Origin of the sequence: Rhizobium sp. PRIMUS64, assembly GCF_023006465.1 — a bacterium.
In the GTDB taxonomy this organism is placed as follows: Bacteria; Pseudomonadota; Alphaproteobacteria; order Rhizobiales; family Rhizobiaceae; genus Rhizobium; species Rhizobium leguminosarum.
Genome location: NZ_JALBGX010000078.1, coordinates 17,071 through 32,359, shown reverse-complemented (window position 1 = coordinate 32,359; position 15,289 = coordinate 17,071). Strand labels below are relative to the sequence as shown.

The window sequence follows — 15,289 nt, the reverse complement described above, 5'->3', positions numbered from 1 at the left end:
CGCCCAGCCGGCCGGTCAGGCCGTCCAGCAGGCGGTGTCGGCTGTTGCCGCCGCAAGGCCTGCAAGCTTTGGCTCGCCGCTCTTCGGTTCGCCGCTCGATAGCCGCTTTACCTTCGACACCTTCGTCGAAGGCAGCTCGAACCGGGTCGCGCTTGCGGCGGCAAAGACGATCGCGGAAGCCGGTCAGGGCGCCGTGCGCTTCAACCCGCTCTTCATCCATTCGACCGTCGGCCTCGGCAAGACCCACCTGCTGCAGGCGGTCGCCAATGCGGCGGTGCAGAACCCGCGGGCGCTGCGCGTCGTCTATCTGACGGCCGAATATTTCATGTGGCGCTTCGCCACCGCGATCCGCGACAATGATGCGCTGACGCTGAAGGATTCGCTGCGCAACATCGATCTCCTGATTATCGACGACATGCAGTTCCTGCAGGGCAAGATGATCCAGCATGAATTCTGCCACCTCCTGAACATGCTGCTCGACAGCGCCAAGCAGGTCGTCGTTGCCGCCGACCGTGCGCCTTGGGAGCTGGAGTCGCTCGATCCCCGCGTTCGCTCGCGCCTGCAGGGCGGTGTCGCGATCGAACTCGACGCGCCGGATTACGAGATGCGTCTCGAAATCCTCAAGCGTCGCCTTGCTGTAGCCCGGCTCGAAGATCCGTCGCTCGAAATTCCCGCCGAGCTGCTCCAGCACGTTGCTCGCAACGTCACGGCCAGCGGCCGCGAACTTGAAGGCGCCTTCAACCAGCTGGTCTTCCGCCGCTCCTTCGAGCCGAACCTGTCGATCGAACGCGTGGACGAACTGCTCGCCCATCTGGTCGGCTCCGGCGAGCCTCGCCGTGTGCGCATCGAGGATATCCAGCGCATCGTCGCAAGACACTACAACGTCTCGCGTCAGGAACTGGTCTCAAACCGCCGCACTCGCGTCATCGTCAAGCCGCGCCAGATCGCCATGTATCTGTCGAAGACACTGACGCCGCGCTCCTTCCCGGAGATCGGCCGCCGTTTCGGCGGGCGCGATCACACGACCGTGCTGCATGCCGTGCGCAAGATCGAGGAGCTGATTTCGGGAGACACCAAACTTTCGCACGAAGTCGAGCTTCTGAAGCGCTTGATCAACGAATAATCGACGGGTTTTCTTAAGGATTCAACGGCTGGAAGCGATTCCGGCCGTTTTCCTTTATAAGTTTTTTATTCTATACCTCCCGCGCATTACGTGCATGTCAAAGACTGAAGCGCCAAAACGGCGCGTGGGAGGAATGAATGAGTTTTGAAAAGATCGCCGTTCTCGGCCTGGGCAAGGTCGGACGGCTGGCGGCGACGCTTTTGCATGAAGGCGGCTTCGAGGTCATCGGCGTCGACGCGCAATTGCCGCTGAGCGACGTCCCCTTCAAGTGCCGCACCGGCGACATCTCCGATCCCCAAGTGATCGGCGAACTGCTCTCGAATGTCGAGGCTGTGCTCTCCTGCCTGCCCTATCATTTGAACATCGAGCTGGCGCGCGCCGCCCATCTTGCCGGCATCCACTATTTCGATCTGACCGAAGACGTTCCCACAACCAATTTCATCATCGAGCTGTCGAAGACCGCCCGCGGCCTGATGGCGCCGCAATGCGGCCTGGCGCCGGGTTTTGTCGGCATCGTCGGCGCAAGCCTGGCCGACGGCTTCGATCGCTGCCGTTCGATCCGCATGCGCGTCGGCGCCCTGCCGCAGCATCCGACCGGACTGCTCGGCTACGCCTTCAACTGGTCGCCCGAGGGCGTCGTCAACGAATATCTGAACGACTGCGAGGTCATCGAGGGCGGTGTGCGCAAGCTCGTCTCGCCGATGGAATGGCACGAGACCGTCTATGTCGGCGGCGTCAAGCTCGAAGCCTTTACGACGTCGGGTGGCCTTGGCACCATGTGCGATACGATGCTCGGCAAGATCGACAATCTCGATTACAAGACCATGCGTTATCCCGGCCATATGGAGCTGATGAACTTCTTCTTCCACGAGCTTTTGATGCGCGACAAGCGCAAGCTCGCCGGCGAGATCCTGACCAATGCCAAGCCGCCTGTTGAAGACGATGTCGTCTATGTCCATGTCGCCGCCGAAGGCACCGAGAATGGCAGCCTGCGCCGCAAGGAGTTCGTGCGCGCCTATTACCCGATCGAGATTGCCGGGGCGCGCCGCACGGCGATCGCCTGGACGACGTCAGCTTCCGTCGTCGCCGTCATCGAGATGGTCCGCGACGGCCTGCTGCCGGCAACCGGCTTCCTGCACCAGGAGCATATTCCGCTGGAGATGTTCCTGAAAACGCCGACCGGCAGCCTCTTCAAGGCGGATGCGACCAGCCACCGCTGAGACACACTTTTCGGCGCGGCGACAACATCGATGCCGCCGCGCTGCAATTCCGCTCGTCGTATTGACGTCAGCAGGCGAGATCGGCGACGACGGAATCGAGGATCAGCATGCCGGACGGCGTGCAACGCAGCCGTGAATTGCCGATCCGCTCGATGAATTTGTGTTCGAGCAGGAATTCCTCGCGTTTCGGGTCGAGGTCGCGGCCCGAAAGCTGCTGCCAGCGGGCAAGATCGACGCCTTCCCTGAGCCGCAGCCCCATCAGCAACAGCTCGTCGGACTGTTCCTCGAAGCCGAGCCGCTCCTCGTCGAGAATGCCGTGCCCGTCACGCTCGACCATGTCGAGCCAGGTTTCCGGCTTGCGCTCGGTCGCCGTCGCGAGCTTCTCCGGGCCACGCGTCAACCGGCCATGGGCGCCTGGACCGATGCCGGCATAATCGCCGTAGCGCCAGTAGGTCAGGTTATGCCGGCTTTCAGCCCCCGGCCGGGCATGATTGGAAACCTCATAGGCCGGCATGCCCTCGCGCGCGGTGATCTCCTGCGTCGCCTCGTAGAGCAGCGCCGATTGCTCGCCGTCCGGTACGATCAGCTTGCCGGCCTTGTGCAGGCCGTAGAAGGGCGTGCCTTCCTCGATGGTCAACTGATAGAGCGAAAGATGGTCGACCGCGTAGGAGATCGCCTCCTTCAGCTCCTTTTCCCATTCCTCGACCGTCTGGTCGGGCCGGGCATAGATCAGGTCGAAGGACATGCGCGGAAAAATGTCGCGGGCCAGCCTTATTGCCTTCAGCGCGTCGGCGACATCATGCAGCCGGCCGAGGAATTTCAGATCCCGGTCATTCAGCGCCTGCACGCCGAGCGAGACGCGATTGACGCCGGCCGCCCGATAGCCGCGGAAGCGTTCGGCCTCGACGCTCGAAGGGTTGGCCTCCATGGTGATCTCGATACCGGCAGGCACATGCCAGTGCCGTGCAATGCCGTCGAGAATGGCCGAAACCGTTTCCGGCTTCATCAGCGAGGGGGTGCCGCCGCCGAGGAAGATGCTCGTCACCGTCTTCGGCCCGCTCATGGATCGGACCGTCGCCATCTCCGTCAGGAAGGCTGATGTAAAGCGCTCCTGATCCACCGGCTGGTGGCGCACATGGCTGTTGAAGTCGCAATAGGGACACTTCGCCGCGCAGAAGGGCCAATGCACATAGACGCCGAAGCCCGGCTCGCCGGTATCGGGCAGCAGGGCCGCGTCGCGCGAGATGCTTGGCGTGTCGAGATTGACCACGGACCGACCTTATGCCTCCAGGCAGGTTTCGACAAAGAGTTTGAAGGCGCGGGCCCGGTGCGACAGCGCTTGCGGCTTGCCGACATTCCAGCCGTGTTTTTCTTCGCCGCTCATTTCGCCGAAGGTGATGCCGTAGCCCTCAGGCTGGAACACCGGATCGTAGCCGAAGCCCTGGGTGCCCCGCGGCGGCCAGACGACGTTGCCTTCCACCTCGCCGCGGAACAGCTCCGTGTGCCCATCCGGCCAGGCGAGGCAGAGCACGCTGATGAAACGCGCCGTGCGCTGTTCCGGCTTTGTCGCGCCCGCATCCTGCAGCGCCTTTTCCACTTTGCCCATCGCCATGTCGAAATCGCGCGTGCCATCGGCCTTCTCCGCCCAATTGGCGGTGTAGACACCGGGATCGCCGCCGAGTGCGTCGACCACCAGCCCGGAATCGTCCGAAAGCGCCGGCATGCCGGCGGCATTGGCCGAGGCGACCGCCTTGATCGTCGCATTCTCCTCGAAGCTCGTGCCGGTCTCATCCGGTTCGACGAAGTTCAGCTCGGCGGCCGATTTGGCGGTGAAGCCGAGCGGCCCGATCAATTCCTGGATCTCGCGGATCTTGCCGGCATTGTGGCTGGCAACGACGATGGTCTTCGTTTCAAGCTTGCGCATTCAGATATCCTGTTCGATGCCCCAGATTTTAGCCTCCGCGCATTCCAGGCTGTTGCCGGCCGGATCGCGGAAATAGATCGAGCGGCCGCCGTTCGGCCAGCGCACCTCGGATTCGATCGCGACACCCGCCGCCTTCAGCCGTTCGGCCATGGCATCGATATTGCGGCCGGACACCCGGAAACAGGCATGGCCCTCGCCGGTCGCGCCATGCGGCGGCACCTGCAGTGCTTCAGGCGCCGGCGGCTTCACCGTTTGCTCGGGGTTGAAGATCAAGAGAACGCCTGGCCCGCAGCGGAAGAAGACATGCCGGTTGGCGGCGCGGGCGATCTTTTCAAGTCCGAGAACGTCTTCGTAGAACGTCTCGGCCTGGTCGAGATCCCGCGCATAGAGCGCCGTTTCCAACATGCCTTCCAGCATGGGGTTCATCCTTCGACGGCTTGCTTCTGCAGCGCCACGAGTTCGCCGATGCCGTTTCTGGCAAGCTGCATCAGCGAGGTGAATTCGCCTTCGCTGAACGGCGTGCCTTCGGCCGTTCCCTGGATCTCGACAATCCCACCAGTGCCCGTCATGACGAAGTTCGCATCGGTCTCGGCCGAGGAGTCCTCGAGGTAATCGAGATCGATCACCGGCTGGCTGGCGAAGATGCCGCAGGAGATGGCGGCGACGTGATCCTTCAGGACCCGGTCGACCTTGATCATGTTGCGGCTTTCCATCCATTTCAGGCAGTCGTAAAGCGCGATCCAGCCGCCGGTGATCGAAGCGGTCCGCGTGCCGCCATCGGCTTGGATGACGTCGCAATCGAGCGTGATCTGCCGTTCGCCGAGCGCCTGCAGGTCGACGACGGCACGCAGTGACCGGCCGATCAGCCGTTGGATTTCCTGGGTGCGGCCGCCCTGCTTGCCAGCGGCGGCCTCGCGCTTCATGCGTTCGCCGGTCGCCCGCGGCAGCATGCCGTATTCGGCCGTGACCCAGCCCTTGCCGGTATTGCGCAGCCATGGCGGCGTCTTTTCTTCGAGGCTCGCCGTGCAGAGCACATGCGTATCGCCGAACTTCACCAGGCAGGAGCCTTCCGCGTGCTTGGAAAAATTGCGCTCGAACGAGACCTTGCGCATCTGGTCGATTTTTCTGCCTGAAGGCCGCATTCTTATCTCCTGGAGTTTATTTGACCGCTTCTACGATTGGCGGCGCTCATTTGCAAATTCCCTTTTGCCACGGGTGCGAGTTTGACTTACTTTTCGGGAAGTATCATCAGCGCGGGTTCGAAAGCTTCATGGGCATCAGGTCGACGTCGGTTTCGGATGCCGTAGCTGCGCTGGACGAGCGCTCCAGGGAAATTTTTCGTCGCATCGTCGAAGGTTATCTGGAAAGCGGCGAGCCGCTCGGTTCGCGCAACCTGTCCCGGCTGCTGCCGATGTCGCTGTCGCCGGCCTCGGTGCGCAACGTCATGAGCGATCTCGAAGAGCTCGGCCTGATCTATTCGCCGCATGTCAGCGCCGGCCGGCTGCCGACCCAGATCGGCCTGCGCTTCTTCGTCGATGCCTTCATGCAGGTCGGCGACCTCTCCGCCGAGGAGCGCGCCAACATCGACCGGCAGGTGCGGGCCGAAAGCGGCGGCAACCCTGTCGAATCGATGATGAACGAGGCAAGCCGCATGCTATCCGGCATTTCGCGCGGTGCCGGCCTTGTCATCACCTCGAAAAGCGATCCGGTGCTGAAACATGTCGAGTTCATCCGGCTCGAACCGACAAAGGCGCTGGCCGTGCTCGTCGGCGATCACGATCAGGTGGAAAACCGCATCATCGAGCTGCCGGCGGGCGTCACCTCCTCGCAGCTGACGGAGGCGGCGAATTTTCTCAATGCCCACATGTCCGGTCAGACCCTGCCGGAGCTTCGCAAGCAATTAAGCCGGCTGAAGGACGATGTCCGCCACGAGCTCGATGCCCTGTCGCGCGATCTCGTCGAGCGCGGCATCGCTGTCTGGTCCGGCAGCCCGGACGAGGGAAAGCCCGCTCAGCTGATCATCCGCGGCCGCGCCAACCTGCTCGAGGGCCTGGCCGGCGCCGAGGATCTCGACCGGCTGCGCCTGCTGTTCGACGATCTCGAGAAGAAGGACAGCCTGATCGAGATTCTCAATCTCGCCGAAAGCGGTTCGGGGGTGCGCATCTTCATCGGTTCGGAAAACAAGCTCTTCTCGCTGTCCGGCTCGTCGCTGATCGTCGCGCCCTATCGTGATGATGATGATCGCATCGTCGGCGCCGTCGGCGTCATTGGCCCGACGCGGCTCAATTATTCCCGCATCGTGCCAATGGTGGACTATACAGCCCAACTCGTCTCCCGACTTTCGCGCAATCAGCTTTGACGAAGCAGCTATCAAGTGTGCGGAATTTTCGCTTCTTTGTCACGCAGACTTGATTTTTTTCGGTCAAACCTCGATATCGGGCGCATCTGAAGACACCAACCGGAGACCGTCATGACCGATGACACGACGAAAAACGGACCTGACGCAACTGCGGCCGATGCCGCAGCCGACGCTGCCGCCTACGTCGAGAACGAAACTGCGCAGCAAGAGCCCGCCCAGCCGGACCCGATCGAGCTTCTGAAAGCCGAAAACGGCGAACTACGCGACCGCTATCTGCGCCTTGCTGCCGAGATGGACAATCTGCGCCGGCGCACCGAGCGCGAGGTGAAGGATGCCAAGTCCTATTCCGTCGCGGGTTTCGCGCGCGACATGCTCGCCGTCTCGGACAATCTGCGCCGCGCGCTTGATGCCATCTCTCCGGAGACCAAGGCTGCGGCCGATGCCGGCCTGAGCACGCTGATCGAGGGTGTCGAGATGACCGAGCGCGCCATGCTGTCGGCTCTCGAGCGCCATGGCGTTCGCAAGCTGGAGCCGGTTGGCCAGAAGTTCGATCCGAATTTCCATCAGGCGATGTTCGAGGTGCCGAACCCGGACGTGCCGAACAACACGGTCGTCCAGGTCGTGCAGGCAGGCTTCACCATCGGCGAGCGCGTGCTGCGCCCGGCCATGGTCGGCGTCGCCAAGGGCGGCCCGAAGCCGGCCGAAGCCGAAACCAACTCTGTCTTCGACGAGAAGGACGCCTGATATCATTTCCCTCTCCCTCGGGAGAGGGAGGCCAAAGGATCAGATGCGGGCGAAGCGTTCGATCAGCAGATCGAAGAAGCCGTCCGCATCGACATGGCGCATGACCCTGGCATTGCGCTTGCGCTCGGTCACATGCCACCAGTCGACGACCGTCATGCCGATGGTGAGTTCGGACTGGACCTCGATCTCGACATTGCAGTCCCGGCCCTGGAAAAGCTCCGGCTTCAGCAGGTAGGCGACAACGGTCGGGTCGTGTAGCGGCCCGCCGTCGGAACCGTATTTCTCGATGTCGAAGCGCTCAAAGAATTCCAGCATCTCGACCATGGCCTTTGCCGGCGCCGTGCCGATCTCGGCCATGCGTTTCACCCGGTCCTTGCGGGTCAGCAATTGATGCGTCACGTCAAGCGGCATCATCACGATCGGAACGCCTGAGCGGAAGACGATGTCGGCGGCCTCGGGGTCGACATAGATGTTGAATTCGGCCGCCGGCGTGATGTTGCCGCCCTCGAAGAAGCCGCCGCCCATCATCACCAACTCGCGGATGCGGGGGACGATGTCGGGCGCCTTCTGGAAGGCCATGCCGATATTGGTGAGCGGCCCGAGCGTGCACAGCGTTACCGTGCCCTCCGGCTCGCGGCGCAGCGTCTCGATGATGAAGTCGACGGCATGGCCGGGCTGCAACGCCATCGTCGGCTCGCTGAGTTCCGGACCGTCGAGGCCGGTCTTGCCGTGCACATGTTCGGCCGTTACCAGCTTGCGGGCGATCGGCGCATCGGCGCCGGCAAAAACCATCGTCTCCGTCCGGCCGCAGAGCTCGCAGACGATGCGCGCATTGCGGCTGGTAAACGAAAGCGGCACGTTGCCGGCGACCGTGGTGATCCCCAAAACCTCCAGCTCATCGGGACTGCCGAAGGCAAGCATGATGGCGGCCGCGTCGTCCTGGCCGGGATCCGTGTCGATGATGATCTTTCTTGCGCTTGCCATTCCGATCGTTCCATCCTCGCACTGCGTGTTATCGGCATGCACCGATTTCTTCACTTCCCGTCACAAATCAGCACATTCCGCGCGGGCACGTTTTGATGCGAGGCAGCGGAGGCTTTGTCAAGGAAAGAGCCGGGCCGCCACCACCTCAAAATTGAGAGGGCGCGCCGACACGTCGCGCCCACGCCTTGCAGCGCCGGGCTCTTCTCCCCATATTAGCGGCATCCGGATGCTGCGTTTGAGGTCCGGGATGGTCGCTTGCGTCAAGGACTTGAAAAGAGATGAGCCGCATTACCCCTTTCGCCAGCCCCCTGCTTCTGGGCTTCGATGCCATGGAAAAGACGCTGGAGCGCATTTCCAAGGCGAGCGACGGATATCCGCCCTATAATATCGAACGCATCGGCGCCGACAGCGGCGCGCCGGAACGTTTGCGCATCACCCTTGCCGTGGCCGGCTTCAGCGAGGAGGAACTCGATGTCTCCATTGAGGAGAACCAGCTTCTGATCCGCGGCCGCCAGGTCGAACAGGGCGAGCGGGATTATCTCTATCGCGGCATCGCCGCCCGCCAGTTCCAGCGCACCTTCGTTCTTGCCGACGGCATGCAGGTGCTCGGCGCCGGCCTGAAGAACGGTCTGCTCTCCGTCGATCTAATTCGTCCGGAACCTGCGAGAATGGTCAAGAAAATTAACATTTCGGTCTCACAGTAGCACAACGGTTTGTCGAACCGTTGGTCCCTTCTCCCGGAGGAACAGGAATGTTGATGAAAGAAGCCACGTCTCACTTGACCAAATCCGAGCTTGCCCATATCGGCAACGGCGAGGTCGCCTATATCAGAAAAATGCGGACCGATGAGGTCGCCAAGTGCTTTCCCGAGGCGCCGGATATCGATCCGACCGTCGATCTCTGGGCACTCTTCGGCGCCGACGGCACGCCGATCCTTTTGACGGACAACCGCTCCAGCACCTTCTTCAAAGCTGCCGAGGACGAGTTGAAGACGGTCAGCCTGCACTGACCGTCAGTTAGCGTCCGTCGCGTTTCAGCGCTCGTCCGGTGCGTGGCCGCTTATCCGATTTCGCTGCGGTTCAGGCTGCTTGTCGCGACCTATGCGCGGAGCCTCCTTTCGACGCCTTATGTGCGAAGACGTTGAAAATTCCAGGATTCGGTAGCACCTGTCACCGGGCCTATCGAGGGCAACTATGAGCCAGAGGCGGCCGACGAGTCGTGCTGGTTGCGGTCGTCGACGCGCGGAACGTTACTCAAACAAAAGCTCCGGCAAACAGCGTCGGTCAATCAACGGCCGGCGAAACGCTGTCTCGCGGCGTCGGTTACGGGTGTATAAAGGGCAACGCGTGTCCCCTCGGGATCGGAAATCTGCACTGTCCGATTGCCCCAAGGCAAATCCTTGGGGGCGTGCACGACCGTGACCTGGTCCTTGAGCCGTGCGAATTCCGCATCGACGTCCGATACCATGAACTCGAGAATGGCCGTCCTGTTGGCCCCGGGCTCCGCACTGCCTTCGCTGAACAAGGCCACGGTTTCCGCGCTGCCTATTGCGAGGCTCGCGCCGGGGGTGACGATCTCGGCGAAGAGGGGCGCAAGCCAGTCGGCGCGACAGCCCGTCACAAGCTCATAAAAGGCCACCATGCCGGTCATATCCGAGGCAATGAGGCGGGTGGATGCGAACTTCATGATCTTCTCCTTGGGTGCGCGACCGTCTCTTTCCTTGCTTTTGTGACATAGCCGTGCTGACAGCGTTGTGGCAGCAGGAGTCATCAGGCATGCGAAAAGCAGATCGACTTTTTCAGATCATCCAGATTCTTCGACGGTCGAGCCGCCCGGTGACCTCGTCTGAGCTTGCGGATGAACTTGAGGTCGCGCGGCGAACCGTCTACCGCGATATCGCACACCTGATTGCCCAGCGTGTTCCAATCGAGGGTGAAGCGGGGTTCGGCTACGTCCTCGATCCGCGATATGACATGCCGCCGCTCATGCTGACGCCTGACGAGATCGAGGCCGTCGTGCTCGGCGTTCAAATGGTGGCAAGGTTGAATGACGCGGCCATGCGGAATGCCGCCAGCGATGTGATGGCCAAGATCACATCGGTCATGCCGCAGGACCTTCTGCCCTATATTGCCCAACCCGCCGTCGGCATCAAACCGGATGATGTCGGCGGCGATGTGACATGCGATACGCGTCCGCTCAGGTTGGCGATCAGGGAAGGCCGCAAGCTTGAGCTCGACTATCGCGCGGCGGATGAGACGATCACCAGCCGCATCGTCTGGCCTGTGCTTCTCGGCTATGCCGACACGCACAGCCTCTTGATCGCGTGGTGCCAATCGAAACAAGCCTTCCGTCATTTCCGCACGGAACGGATCCTCAAAGTCGAGATTCTCGGTGAATCCATAGGCATGTCCCGGAGCAAGCTGAGGCAGCGATGGCAGCAGTGGCGCGATGCCGAAATGCGGAATTCCCGTGGGGCGCAGTGACCGTTTCGGGGCCGTTAGCGGTCATTGATGGCACTTGCCGCACAATACCGGAAATCCGTCAGGCCTGCGCCTCATGCGATCTTTCGCGCCGAGGAACATCCCGGCGCGTTCGCCGACTTGTCGGCAGCCTCAGATCTTCCTGAATGTCAGATAGGCCGAAGACCGGCCCTCGCGCCTGGCCTTGGCCTCGTAACGTGTGCTCGGCCAGCCCTCATAGGGCGTCAGCCAATCCGCTGCATTGTTGGCTATCCAGTCGAAACCGCCATGGTCGCGGCATTTGATCAGCGTCCAGTTGACATAGGTGTCGATGTCGGAGGCGAAGCAGAACAGGCCGCCAGGCTTCAGCACGCGATGAAAGCGGTCGAGATTGGTTTTCGAGACGAAACGCCGTTTCCAGTGTTTCCGCTTCGGCCAGGGATCGGGATAGAGCAAGTCGATCTGATCGAGTGAGCCGTCCGGCAGCCAATCGAGCAGTTGCGTCGCGTCGTCATTATAGACGCGGATATTGGAGGCACCCGTCTCGCCGATGCGCGACAACAGCTTCTGCATGGAATTGACGAAGGGTTCGACACCGATGAAGCCGGTCGAAGGCGTCTCCAGCGCGCGGTGGATCAGGTGCTCGCCGCCGCCGAAACCGATTTCCAGCCGCAATCTCTCCACCGGAACCGGGAAGAGGGATGTCAGCGGCTCCGGGGGAGCCGCTGAGAGATCGATCAGGAATGCCGGCAGGAGACTGTTCAGCGTCTCGGCCTGCTGTTCGCGCAGAGCCTTGCCCTTGCGACGACCGAAGAAGGCTTCGGTCGCCCGGCCGCGGCGTTCCATATCCGTCATGCTTTATCTCAGGCCTTCACGCTTTCCTTGAGCGCCTTCACGAGGTCGGTGCGCTCCCAGGAGAACGAGCCGTCGCGGCCGGCCTTGCGGCCGAAATGGCCGTAAGCGGAGGTCTTGGCATAGATCGGCTTGTTGAGGTCGAGATGGCGGCGGATGCCGGTCGGCGAAAGGTCCATGTTCTTGCGGATCGCTGCCTCGATCTGATCCTCGGTGAACTTGCCGGTGCCGTGCAGGTCGACATAGATCGACAGCGGCTGGGCGACGCCGATCGCGTAGGAGATCTGGATCGTGCAACGGTCGGCAAGGCCGGCGGCGACGACGTTCTTGGCAAGATAGCGGGCGGCATAGGCGGCCGAACGGTCGACCTTCGTCGTGTCCTTGCCGGAGAATGCACCGCCGCCATGCGGAGCGGCACCGCCGTAGGTGTCGACGATGATCTTGCGGCCGGTGAGGCCCGCATCGCCGTCCGGTCCGCCGATGACGAACTTGCCGGTCGGGTTGATGTACCACTTGCAATCGTCAGCGATCTTCAGTTCGCCGAGCGCTTCGCGGATATAGGGCTCGACGACGGCGCGGACCTTGTTCGAATCCCAGCTCTCGTCGAGATGCTGGGTCGAAAGCACGATCGAGGTTGCTTCCGACGGCTTGCCGTCGACGTAACGCACGGTCACCTGGCTCTTGGCATCGGGGCCGAGCTTGGCAACTTCGCCGTCGCCCTTCTTGCGGGCAACCGCGAGCAGCTGCAGGATCTTGTGGGAATAATAGATCGGGGCCGGCATCAGGTCCGGCGTTTCGCGGCAGGCATAACCGAACATGATGCCCTGGTCGCCGGCGCCTTCGTCGCCCTGCTGGTCAGAAGCGCTGTCGACGCCCTGCGCGATGTCGGCCGACTGCGAGTGCAGCAGCACGTCGATCTTGGCCTTCTTCCAGTGGAAGCCATCCTGCTCGTAGCCGATATCCTTGATGGCGCGGCGAGCGGCGGCCTTGAACTTCGACGGGTTGATGACGTCCTTGCCGTCCTTGTCCTTCTTCATCAGGCTCGGCGGCAGGCGAACTTCGCCGGCGATGACGACGCGGTTGGTCGTCGCCAGCGTTTCGCAGGCAATGCGCACGCCCCATGGATTGACGCCGGTCTTGGCCGCTTCGCGGTAGACCAGATCGACGATCTCGTCGGAGATGCGGTCACAGACTTTGTCCGGATGACCTTCGGCAACAGATTCGCTGGTAAAGAGATAATTCGCGCGCATTTCGGGATTCCCCTCAAAGAATAAAAGCCAGCTAGTAGGTACTCAGTTCGAGGGCCGATGACAAGCGCAGAAGGACATAAATATATCTTTATATCTGCGGCAAAGTGACAAATTTTGCCCCAAAAACGCAAAAAAGGCGGCCTTTCGACCGCCTTTCGAATTCTGCGATGGTCGTCGTTCAGTCGGCGTCGGCTTCAGCTGCCAAGGCTTTCACCAGCTCCACGACCTTGCGGCGAACCTTGGGATCGGAAATTTTGACGAAGGCGCGGTTGAGCTGCAGGCCTTCCGAGGAAGACAGGAAATCGACGACGTAATTCGAACTGGAGGCTTCGGCCATGCCGCCGCCGGCAGAATGTTCGCCGGGCGCGTCCTCGAAGAAAAAGGACACCGGAACATTGAGGATGTTCGAGATGTTCTGCAGACGGCTTGCGCCGACGCGGTTGGTGCCCTTTTCGTATTTCTGGATCTGCTGGAATGTGATGCCAAGGCTTTCGCCAAGCTTTTCCTGGCTCATGCCCAGCATCGTACGACGGAGGCGAATACGGCTGCCAACATGGATGTCGATCGGATTCGGCTTCTTTTTGTTTTCAATCATGGTCGTGCCCTAGCTAAGAATTTCAACCTGTTTCTAACCGGCATGCCCCTGATCCATCCCAAAACGCCACGTTGCAAGCGGTGAGGAACCCACCTTCAAACATACGTTAAGAACGCCGATTGTCATCACTATGCAATTTTAGGGGTTTTTGGTCAATTCAACCCGGAAATAAAACCTCTGCGAGAAATTAGCGCAATCAGAATCAGCAGCGCCTCGGTCAACCAGAAGTAAGTTTGCCGGGGGTATGTTGTTCCGCGCCCGTCGCTGATACTATCGAGCGTTGCATCGATGAAGCCGGTTTCCGCAAGATCGAGGCCTGCAATAATTTCCCCATGGGCATTCACCAGCGCTGAAATGCCGCTATTGGCATCACGAATCAGCGGCAGGCCGGTTTCCACGGCCCGTACCCGCGCCTGCTGGAAATGCTGGTAGGGGCCGGGCGTCGCGCCGAACCAGGCATCATTGGTGATATTGAGGATTGCGTTGGCGTCTTTTATGTCGCCGGTCATTTCATCGGGGAAAATGATCTCGTAGCAGATCAGCGGATAGAGATTGAGCCCGCCGGGCAGCGTCAGCAGGTGCCGGCTTGCCGCGGCCGAAAACCCTCCCGGCATTTCGACGACGTTCTGGATTCCGAGACCGGTGAGCACGTCCTCGAAGGGCAGATATTCGCCGAAAGGCACCAGATGCACCTTGTCGGAGGCGGCGATGATCTGGCCGCGGCCGTCGATCACGTAAATGGAATTATAGTAGCGCACCGGGATGCCCGGTCCCATTTCCTCGGCGCGTACGGCGCCGGCGATCAGGATCTGATTGTCGTCGAGCGTATCGGCGATCCGCGTCAGCGCATCCTGGTTGTCGGTCAGGATGAAGGGGATCGATGTTTCCGGCCAGACGATGATATCGGGCTTGCGCCCGCCATTCTTCGGCGCTTCGGCTGATAGCTTCAGATGCGTTTCGAAGATCGCGGCGCGGTCGGCGTCGTTATCCATCTTCGCCGCCTGGTCGATGGCCGGCTGCACCAGCCGCACCACCGGCCGCTTGTCCTCCGGCAAGGCGTCCGGCCGCGGCGCGAGATGGAGAGCATAAGCGCCATAACCGAGATGGGCGGCAAACAGCAGGACAGCAAGCGCGATGCCCGGCCGCGCCCCTTGCCGTGTCCCGGCAAGGGCAGGCGCGGAAAAGACGAAGACGGCAAGGGCCGTCACCCCCATCGCCCCGATCACATGTGCCGACTGCATCATCAGCGGAACCGGCATCATGCCGTAGCCGATGGCATTCCAGGGAAAGCCGGTGAGGATCACGCTTCGAAGCCATTCCATTAGCCCGAAGCCTGCCGCAAGCGCGGCGATCCGCCCCATGCCATCTGACCAGAAGATGCGGGCAAGGGCAGCCGCCAGCCCGTAGAAGATTGCAAGACAGGCCGGCAGCCCGAGGATTGCCAGCGGCAGCGCCCAGGCGAATTCTTCCTGATCGACCAGCAGCGCATGGCCGAGCCACCAGAGGCCGGCGACAAAATAGCCGAAGCCGAACAGCCAGCCGGTGGTGAATGCCGGCCATAGCCTGCCGATCAGGCCGCTTTCAGGCGAAGCCGCCGCCCCGTCGATCAGCCAGACGAGCAGTGTGAAGGAGACGAACATCGCCGCGAAAAAACCGATGGGCGGCAGCGCCAGAACCGCGAATGCCCCGGCAGCGATGGCCAGCAGCGACCGTTTGAAACCCCAGACGAGGATAACCCTGTCCGCAAGCCGCTCCATGCGCACTCCCATCAAACCGCGA

At 61.7% G+C, this 15,289-nt stretch carries 17 protein-coding genes; 7 read left to right on the top strand and 10 right to left on the bottom strand.

The window, feature by feature from the left end:
* On the top strand, window positions 1-1,123 hold a 1,123-nt coding region (gene dnaA / locus MOV76_RS25585; protein ID WP_247265561.1), incomplete at its 5' end, for a chromosomal replication initiator protein DnaA.
* A 137-nt stretch (window positions 1,124-1,260) separates the two neighbouring features.
* Entirely contained in the window at window positions 1,261-2,343 is a 1,083-nt protein-coding gene (locus tag MOV76_RS25580) for a saccharopine dehydrogenase family protein (protein ID WP_247265560.1), read from the top strand.
* A 67-nt stretch (window positions 2,344-2,410) separates the two neighbouring features.
* Here the strand turns inward: MOV76_RS25580 and hemW are convergent, their stop codons facing one another.
* Genes hemW through rph form a run of 4 tightly spaced genes read right to left on the bottom strand, consistent with a single transcriptional unit; the run spans window position 2,411 to window position 5,409 of the window.
* Window positions 2,411-3,613: a radical SAM family heme chaperone HemW gene (gene hemW / locus MOV76_RS25575; protein WP_018244484.1), complete on the bottom strand. Its 1,203-nt coding sequence runs from the start codon at window positions 3,611-3,613 to the stop codon at window positions 2,411-2,413.
* Between the two features lie 9 nt (window positions 3,614-3,622).
* The gene (gene rdgB / locus MOV76_RS25570) at window positions 3,623-4,267 is read right to left on the bottom strand and encodes an RdgB/HAM1 family non-canonical purine NTP pyrophosphatase (RefSeq protein WP_247265559.1); all 645 of its coding nucleotides are present in this window, start codon (window positions 4,265-4,267) and stop codon (window positions 3,623-3,625) included.
* Window positions 4,268-4,693: a VOC family protein gene (locus MOV76_RS25565; protein ID WP_112905801.1), complete on the bottom strand. Its 426-nt coding sequence runs from the start codon at window positions 4,691-4,693 to the stop codon at window positions 4,268-4,270.
* Entirely contained in the window at window positions 4,690-5,409 is a 720-nt protein-coding gene (gene rph, locus MOV76_RS25560; protein WP_011650181.1) for a ribonuclease PH, read from the bottom strand. The genes MOV76_RS25565 and rph overlap by 4 nt, the downstream gene beginning before the upstream one ends.
* Before the next feature lie 128 nt (window positions 5,410-5,537).
* Between rph and hrcA the strand changes: the two genes are divergently transcribed.
* Window positions 5,538-6,626, top strand: a complete 1,089-nt coding sequence (gene hrcA / locus MOV76_RS25555) for a heat-inducible transcriptional repressor HrcA (RefSeq protein ID WP_018244487.1) — start codon at window positions 5,538-5,540, stop codon at window positions 6,624-6,626.
* A gap of 111 nt (window positions 6,627-6,737) precedes the next feature.
* On the top strand, window positions 6,738-7,370 hold the full coding sequence (grpE, locus tag MOV76_RS25550) for a nucleotide exchange factor GrpE (protein ID WP_018244488.1): 633 nt from the start codon (window positions 6,738-6,740) through the stop codon (window positions 7,368-7,370).
* A gap of 39 nt (window positions 7,371-7,409) precedes the next feature.
* On the opposite strand, the gene MOV76_RS25545 is transcribed toward grpE, so the two are convergent.
* Complete coding sequence (locus MOV76_RS25545) at window positions 7,410-8,354, bottom strand: nucleoside hydrolase (RefSeq protein WP_028731686.1); 945 nt, start codon at window positions 8,352-8,354, stop codon at window positions 7,410-7,412.
* Between the two features lie 278 nt (window positions 8,355-8,632).
* On the opposite strand from MOV76_RS25545, the gene MOV76_RS25540 reads away from it, so the two are divergent.
* Together MOV76_RS25540 and MOV76_RS25535 are read left to right on the top strand one after the other, a co-directional pair.
* Window positions 8,633-9,058 (top strand): Hsp20 family protein, encoded by a 426-nt coding sequence (locus tag MOV76_RS25540; protein ID WP_003583826.1) that lies wholly within the window; start codon window positions 8,633-8,635, stop codon window positions 9,056-9,058.
* Between the two features lie 47 nt (window positions 9,059-9,105).
* Window positions 9,106-9,363, top strand: a complete 258-nt coding sequence (locus MOV76_RS25535) for a DUF1150 family protein (RefSeq protein ID WP_003556039.1) — start codon at window positions 9,106-9,108, stop codon at window positions 9,361-9,363.
* Between the two features lie 278 nt (window positions 9,364-9,641).
* On the opposite strand, the gene MOV76_RS25530 is transcribed toward MOV76_RS25535, so the two are convergent.
* Window positions 9,642-10,040, bottom strand: a complete 399-nt coding sequence (locus MOV76_RS25530; protein WP_018244490.1) for a VOC family protein — start codon at window positions 10,038-10,040, stop codon at window positions 9,642-9,644.
* An 89-nt stretch (window positions 10,041-10,129) separates the two neighbouring features.
* Between MOV76_RS25530 and MOV76_RS25525 the strand changes: the two genes are divergently transcribed.
* Window positions 10,130-10,837, top strand: coding sequence for a YafY family protein (locus MOV76_RS25525; protein WP_113541654.1), 708 nt, complete (start codon window positions 10,130-10,132; stop codon window positions 10,835-10,837).
* 129 nt (window positions 10,838-10,966) lie between these two features.
* Here the strand turns inward: MOV76_RS25525 and MOV76_RS25520 are convergent, their stop codons facing one another.
* The 4 genes from MOV76_RS25520 to lnt form a co-directional block, all read right to left on the bottom strand.
* A complete protein-coding gene (locus MOV76_RS25520; RefSeq protein WP_028731683.1) occupies window positions 10,967-11,668 on the bottom strand; it encodes a tRNA (guanosine(46)-N(7))-methyltransferase TrmB in 702 nt (233 codons plus the stop codon).
* Window positions 11,669-11,676: 8 nt separating this feature from the next.
* Complete coding sequence (metK, locus tag MOV76_RS25515) at window positions 11,677-12,915, bottom strand: methionine adenosyltransferase (protein ID WP_018244493.1); 1,239 nt, start codon at window positions 12,913-12,915, stop codon at window positions 11,677-11,679.
* A gap of 178 nt (window positions 12,916-13,093) precedes the next feature.
* On the bottom strand, window positions 13,094-13,510 hold the full coding sequence (locus MOV76_RS25510; RefSeq protein ID WP_018244494.1) for a helix-turn-helix domain-containing protein: 417 nt from the start codon (window positions 13,508-13,510) through the stop codon (window positions 13,094-13,096).
* Between the two features lie 152 nt (window positions 13,511-13,662).
* Window positions 13,663-15,267, bottom strand: a complete 1,605-nt coding sequence (gene lnt / locus MOV76_RS25505; protein WP_047617294.1) for an apolipoprotein N-acyltransferase — start codon at window positions 15,265-15,267, stop codon at window positions 13,663-13,665.
* Between the last annotated feature and the right edge of the window lie 22 nt (window positions 15,268-15,289).

Coding starts and splice junctions, on each gene's coding strand:
- MOV76_RS25510 (WP_018244494.1), bottom strand. CDS start 13,510: ATGATTGAAAACAAAAAGAAGCCGAATCCGATCGACATCCATGTTGGC.
- MOV76_RS25530 (WP_018244490.1), bottom strand. CDS start 10,040: ATGAAGTTCGCATCCACCCGCCTCATTGCCTCGGATATGACCGGCATG.
- MOV76_RS25520 (WP_028731683.1), bottom strand. CDS start 11,668: ATGACGGATATGGAACGCCGCGGCCGGGCGACCGAAGCCTTCTTCGGT.
- metK (WP_018244493.1), bottom strand. CDS start 12,915: ATGCGCGCGAATTATCTCTTTACCAGCGAATCTGTTGCCGAAGGTCAT.
- hrcA (WP_018244487.1), top strand. CDS start 5,538: ATGGGCATCAGGTCGACGTCGGTTTCGGATGCCGTAGCTGCGCTGGAC.
- MOV76_RS25565 (WP_112905801.1), bottom strand. CDS start 4,693: ATGAACCCCATGCTGGAAGGCATGTTGGAAACGGCGCTCTATGCGCGG.
- lnt (WP_047617294.1), bottom strand. CDS start 15,267: ATGGAGCGGCTTGCGGACAGGGTTATCCTCGTCTGGGGTTTCAAACGG.
- rph (WP_011650181.1), bottom strand. CDS start 5,409: ATGCGGCCTTCAGGCAGAAAAATCGACCAGATGCGCAAGGTCTCGTTC.
- rdgB (WP_247265559.1), bottom strand. CDS start 4,267: ATGCGCAAGCTTGAAACGAAGACCATCGTCGTTGCCAGCCACAATGCC.
- MOV76_RS25580 (WP_247265560.1), top strand. CDS start 1,261: ATGAGTTTTGAAAAGATCGCCGTTCTCGGCCTGGGCAAGGTCGGACGG.
- MOV76_RS25545 (WP_028731686.1), bottom strand. CDS start 8,354: ATGGCAAGCGCAAGAAAGATCATCATCGACACGGATCCCGGCCAGGAC.
- grpE (WP_018244488.1), top strand. CDS start 6,738: ATGACCGATGACACGACGAAAAACGGACCTGACGCAACTGCGGCCGAT.
- MOV76_RS25525 (WP_113541654.1), top strand. CDS start 10,130: ATGCGAAAAGCAGATCGACTTTTTCAGATCATCCAGATTCTTCGACGG.
- MOV76_RS25540 (WP_003583826.1), top strand. CDS start 8,633: ATGAGCCGCATTACCCCTTTCGCCAGCCCCCTGCTTCTGGGCTTCGAT.
- MOV76_RS25535 (WP_003556039.1), top strand. CDS start 9,106: ATGTTGATGAAAGAAGCCACGTCTCACTTGACCAAATCCGAGCTTGCC.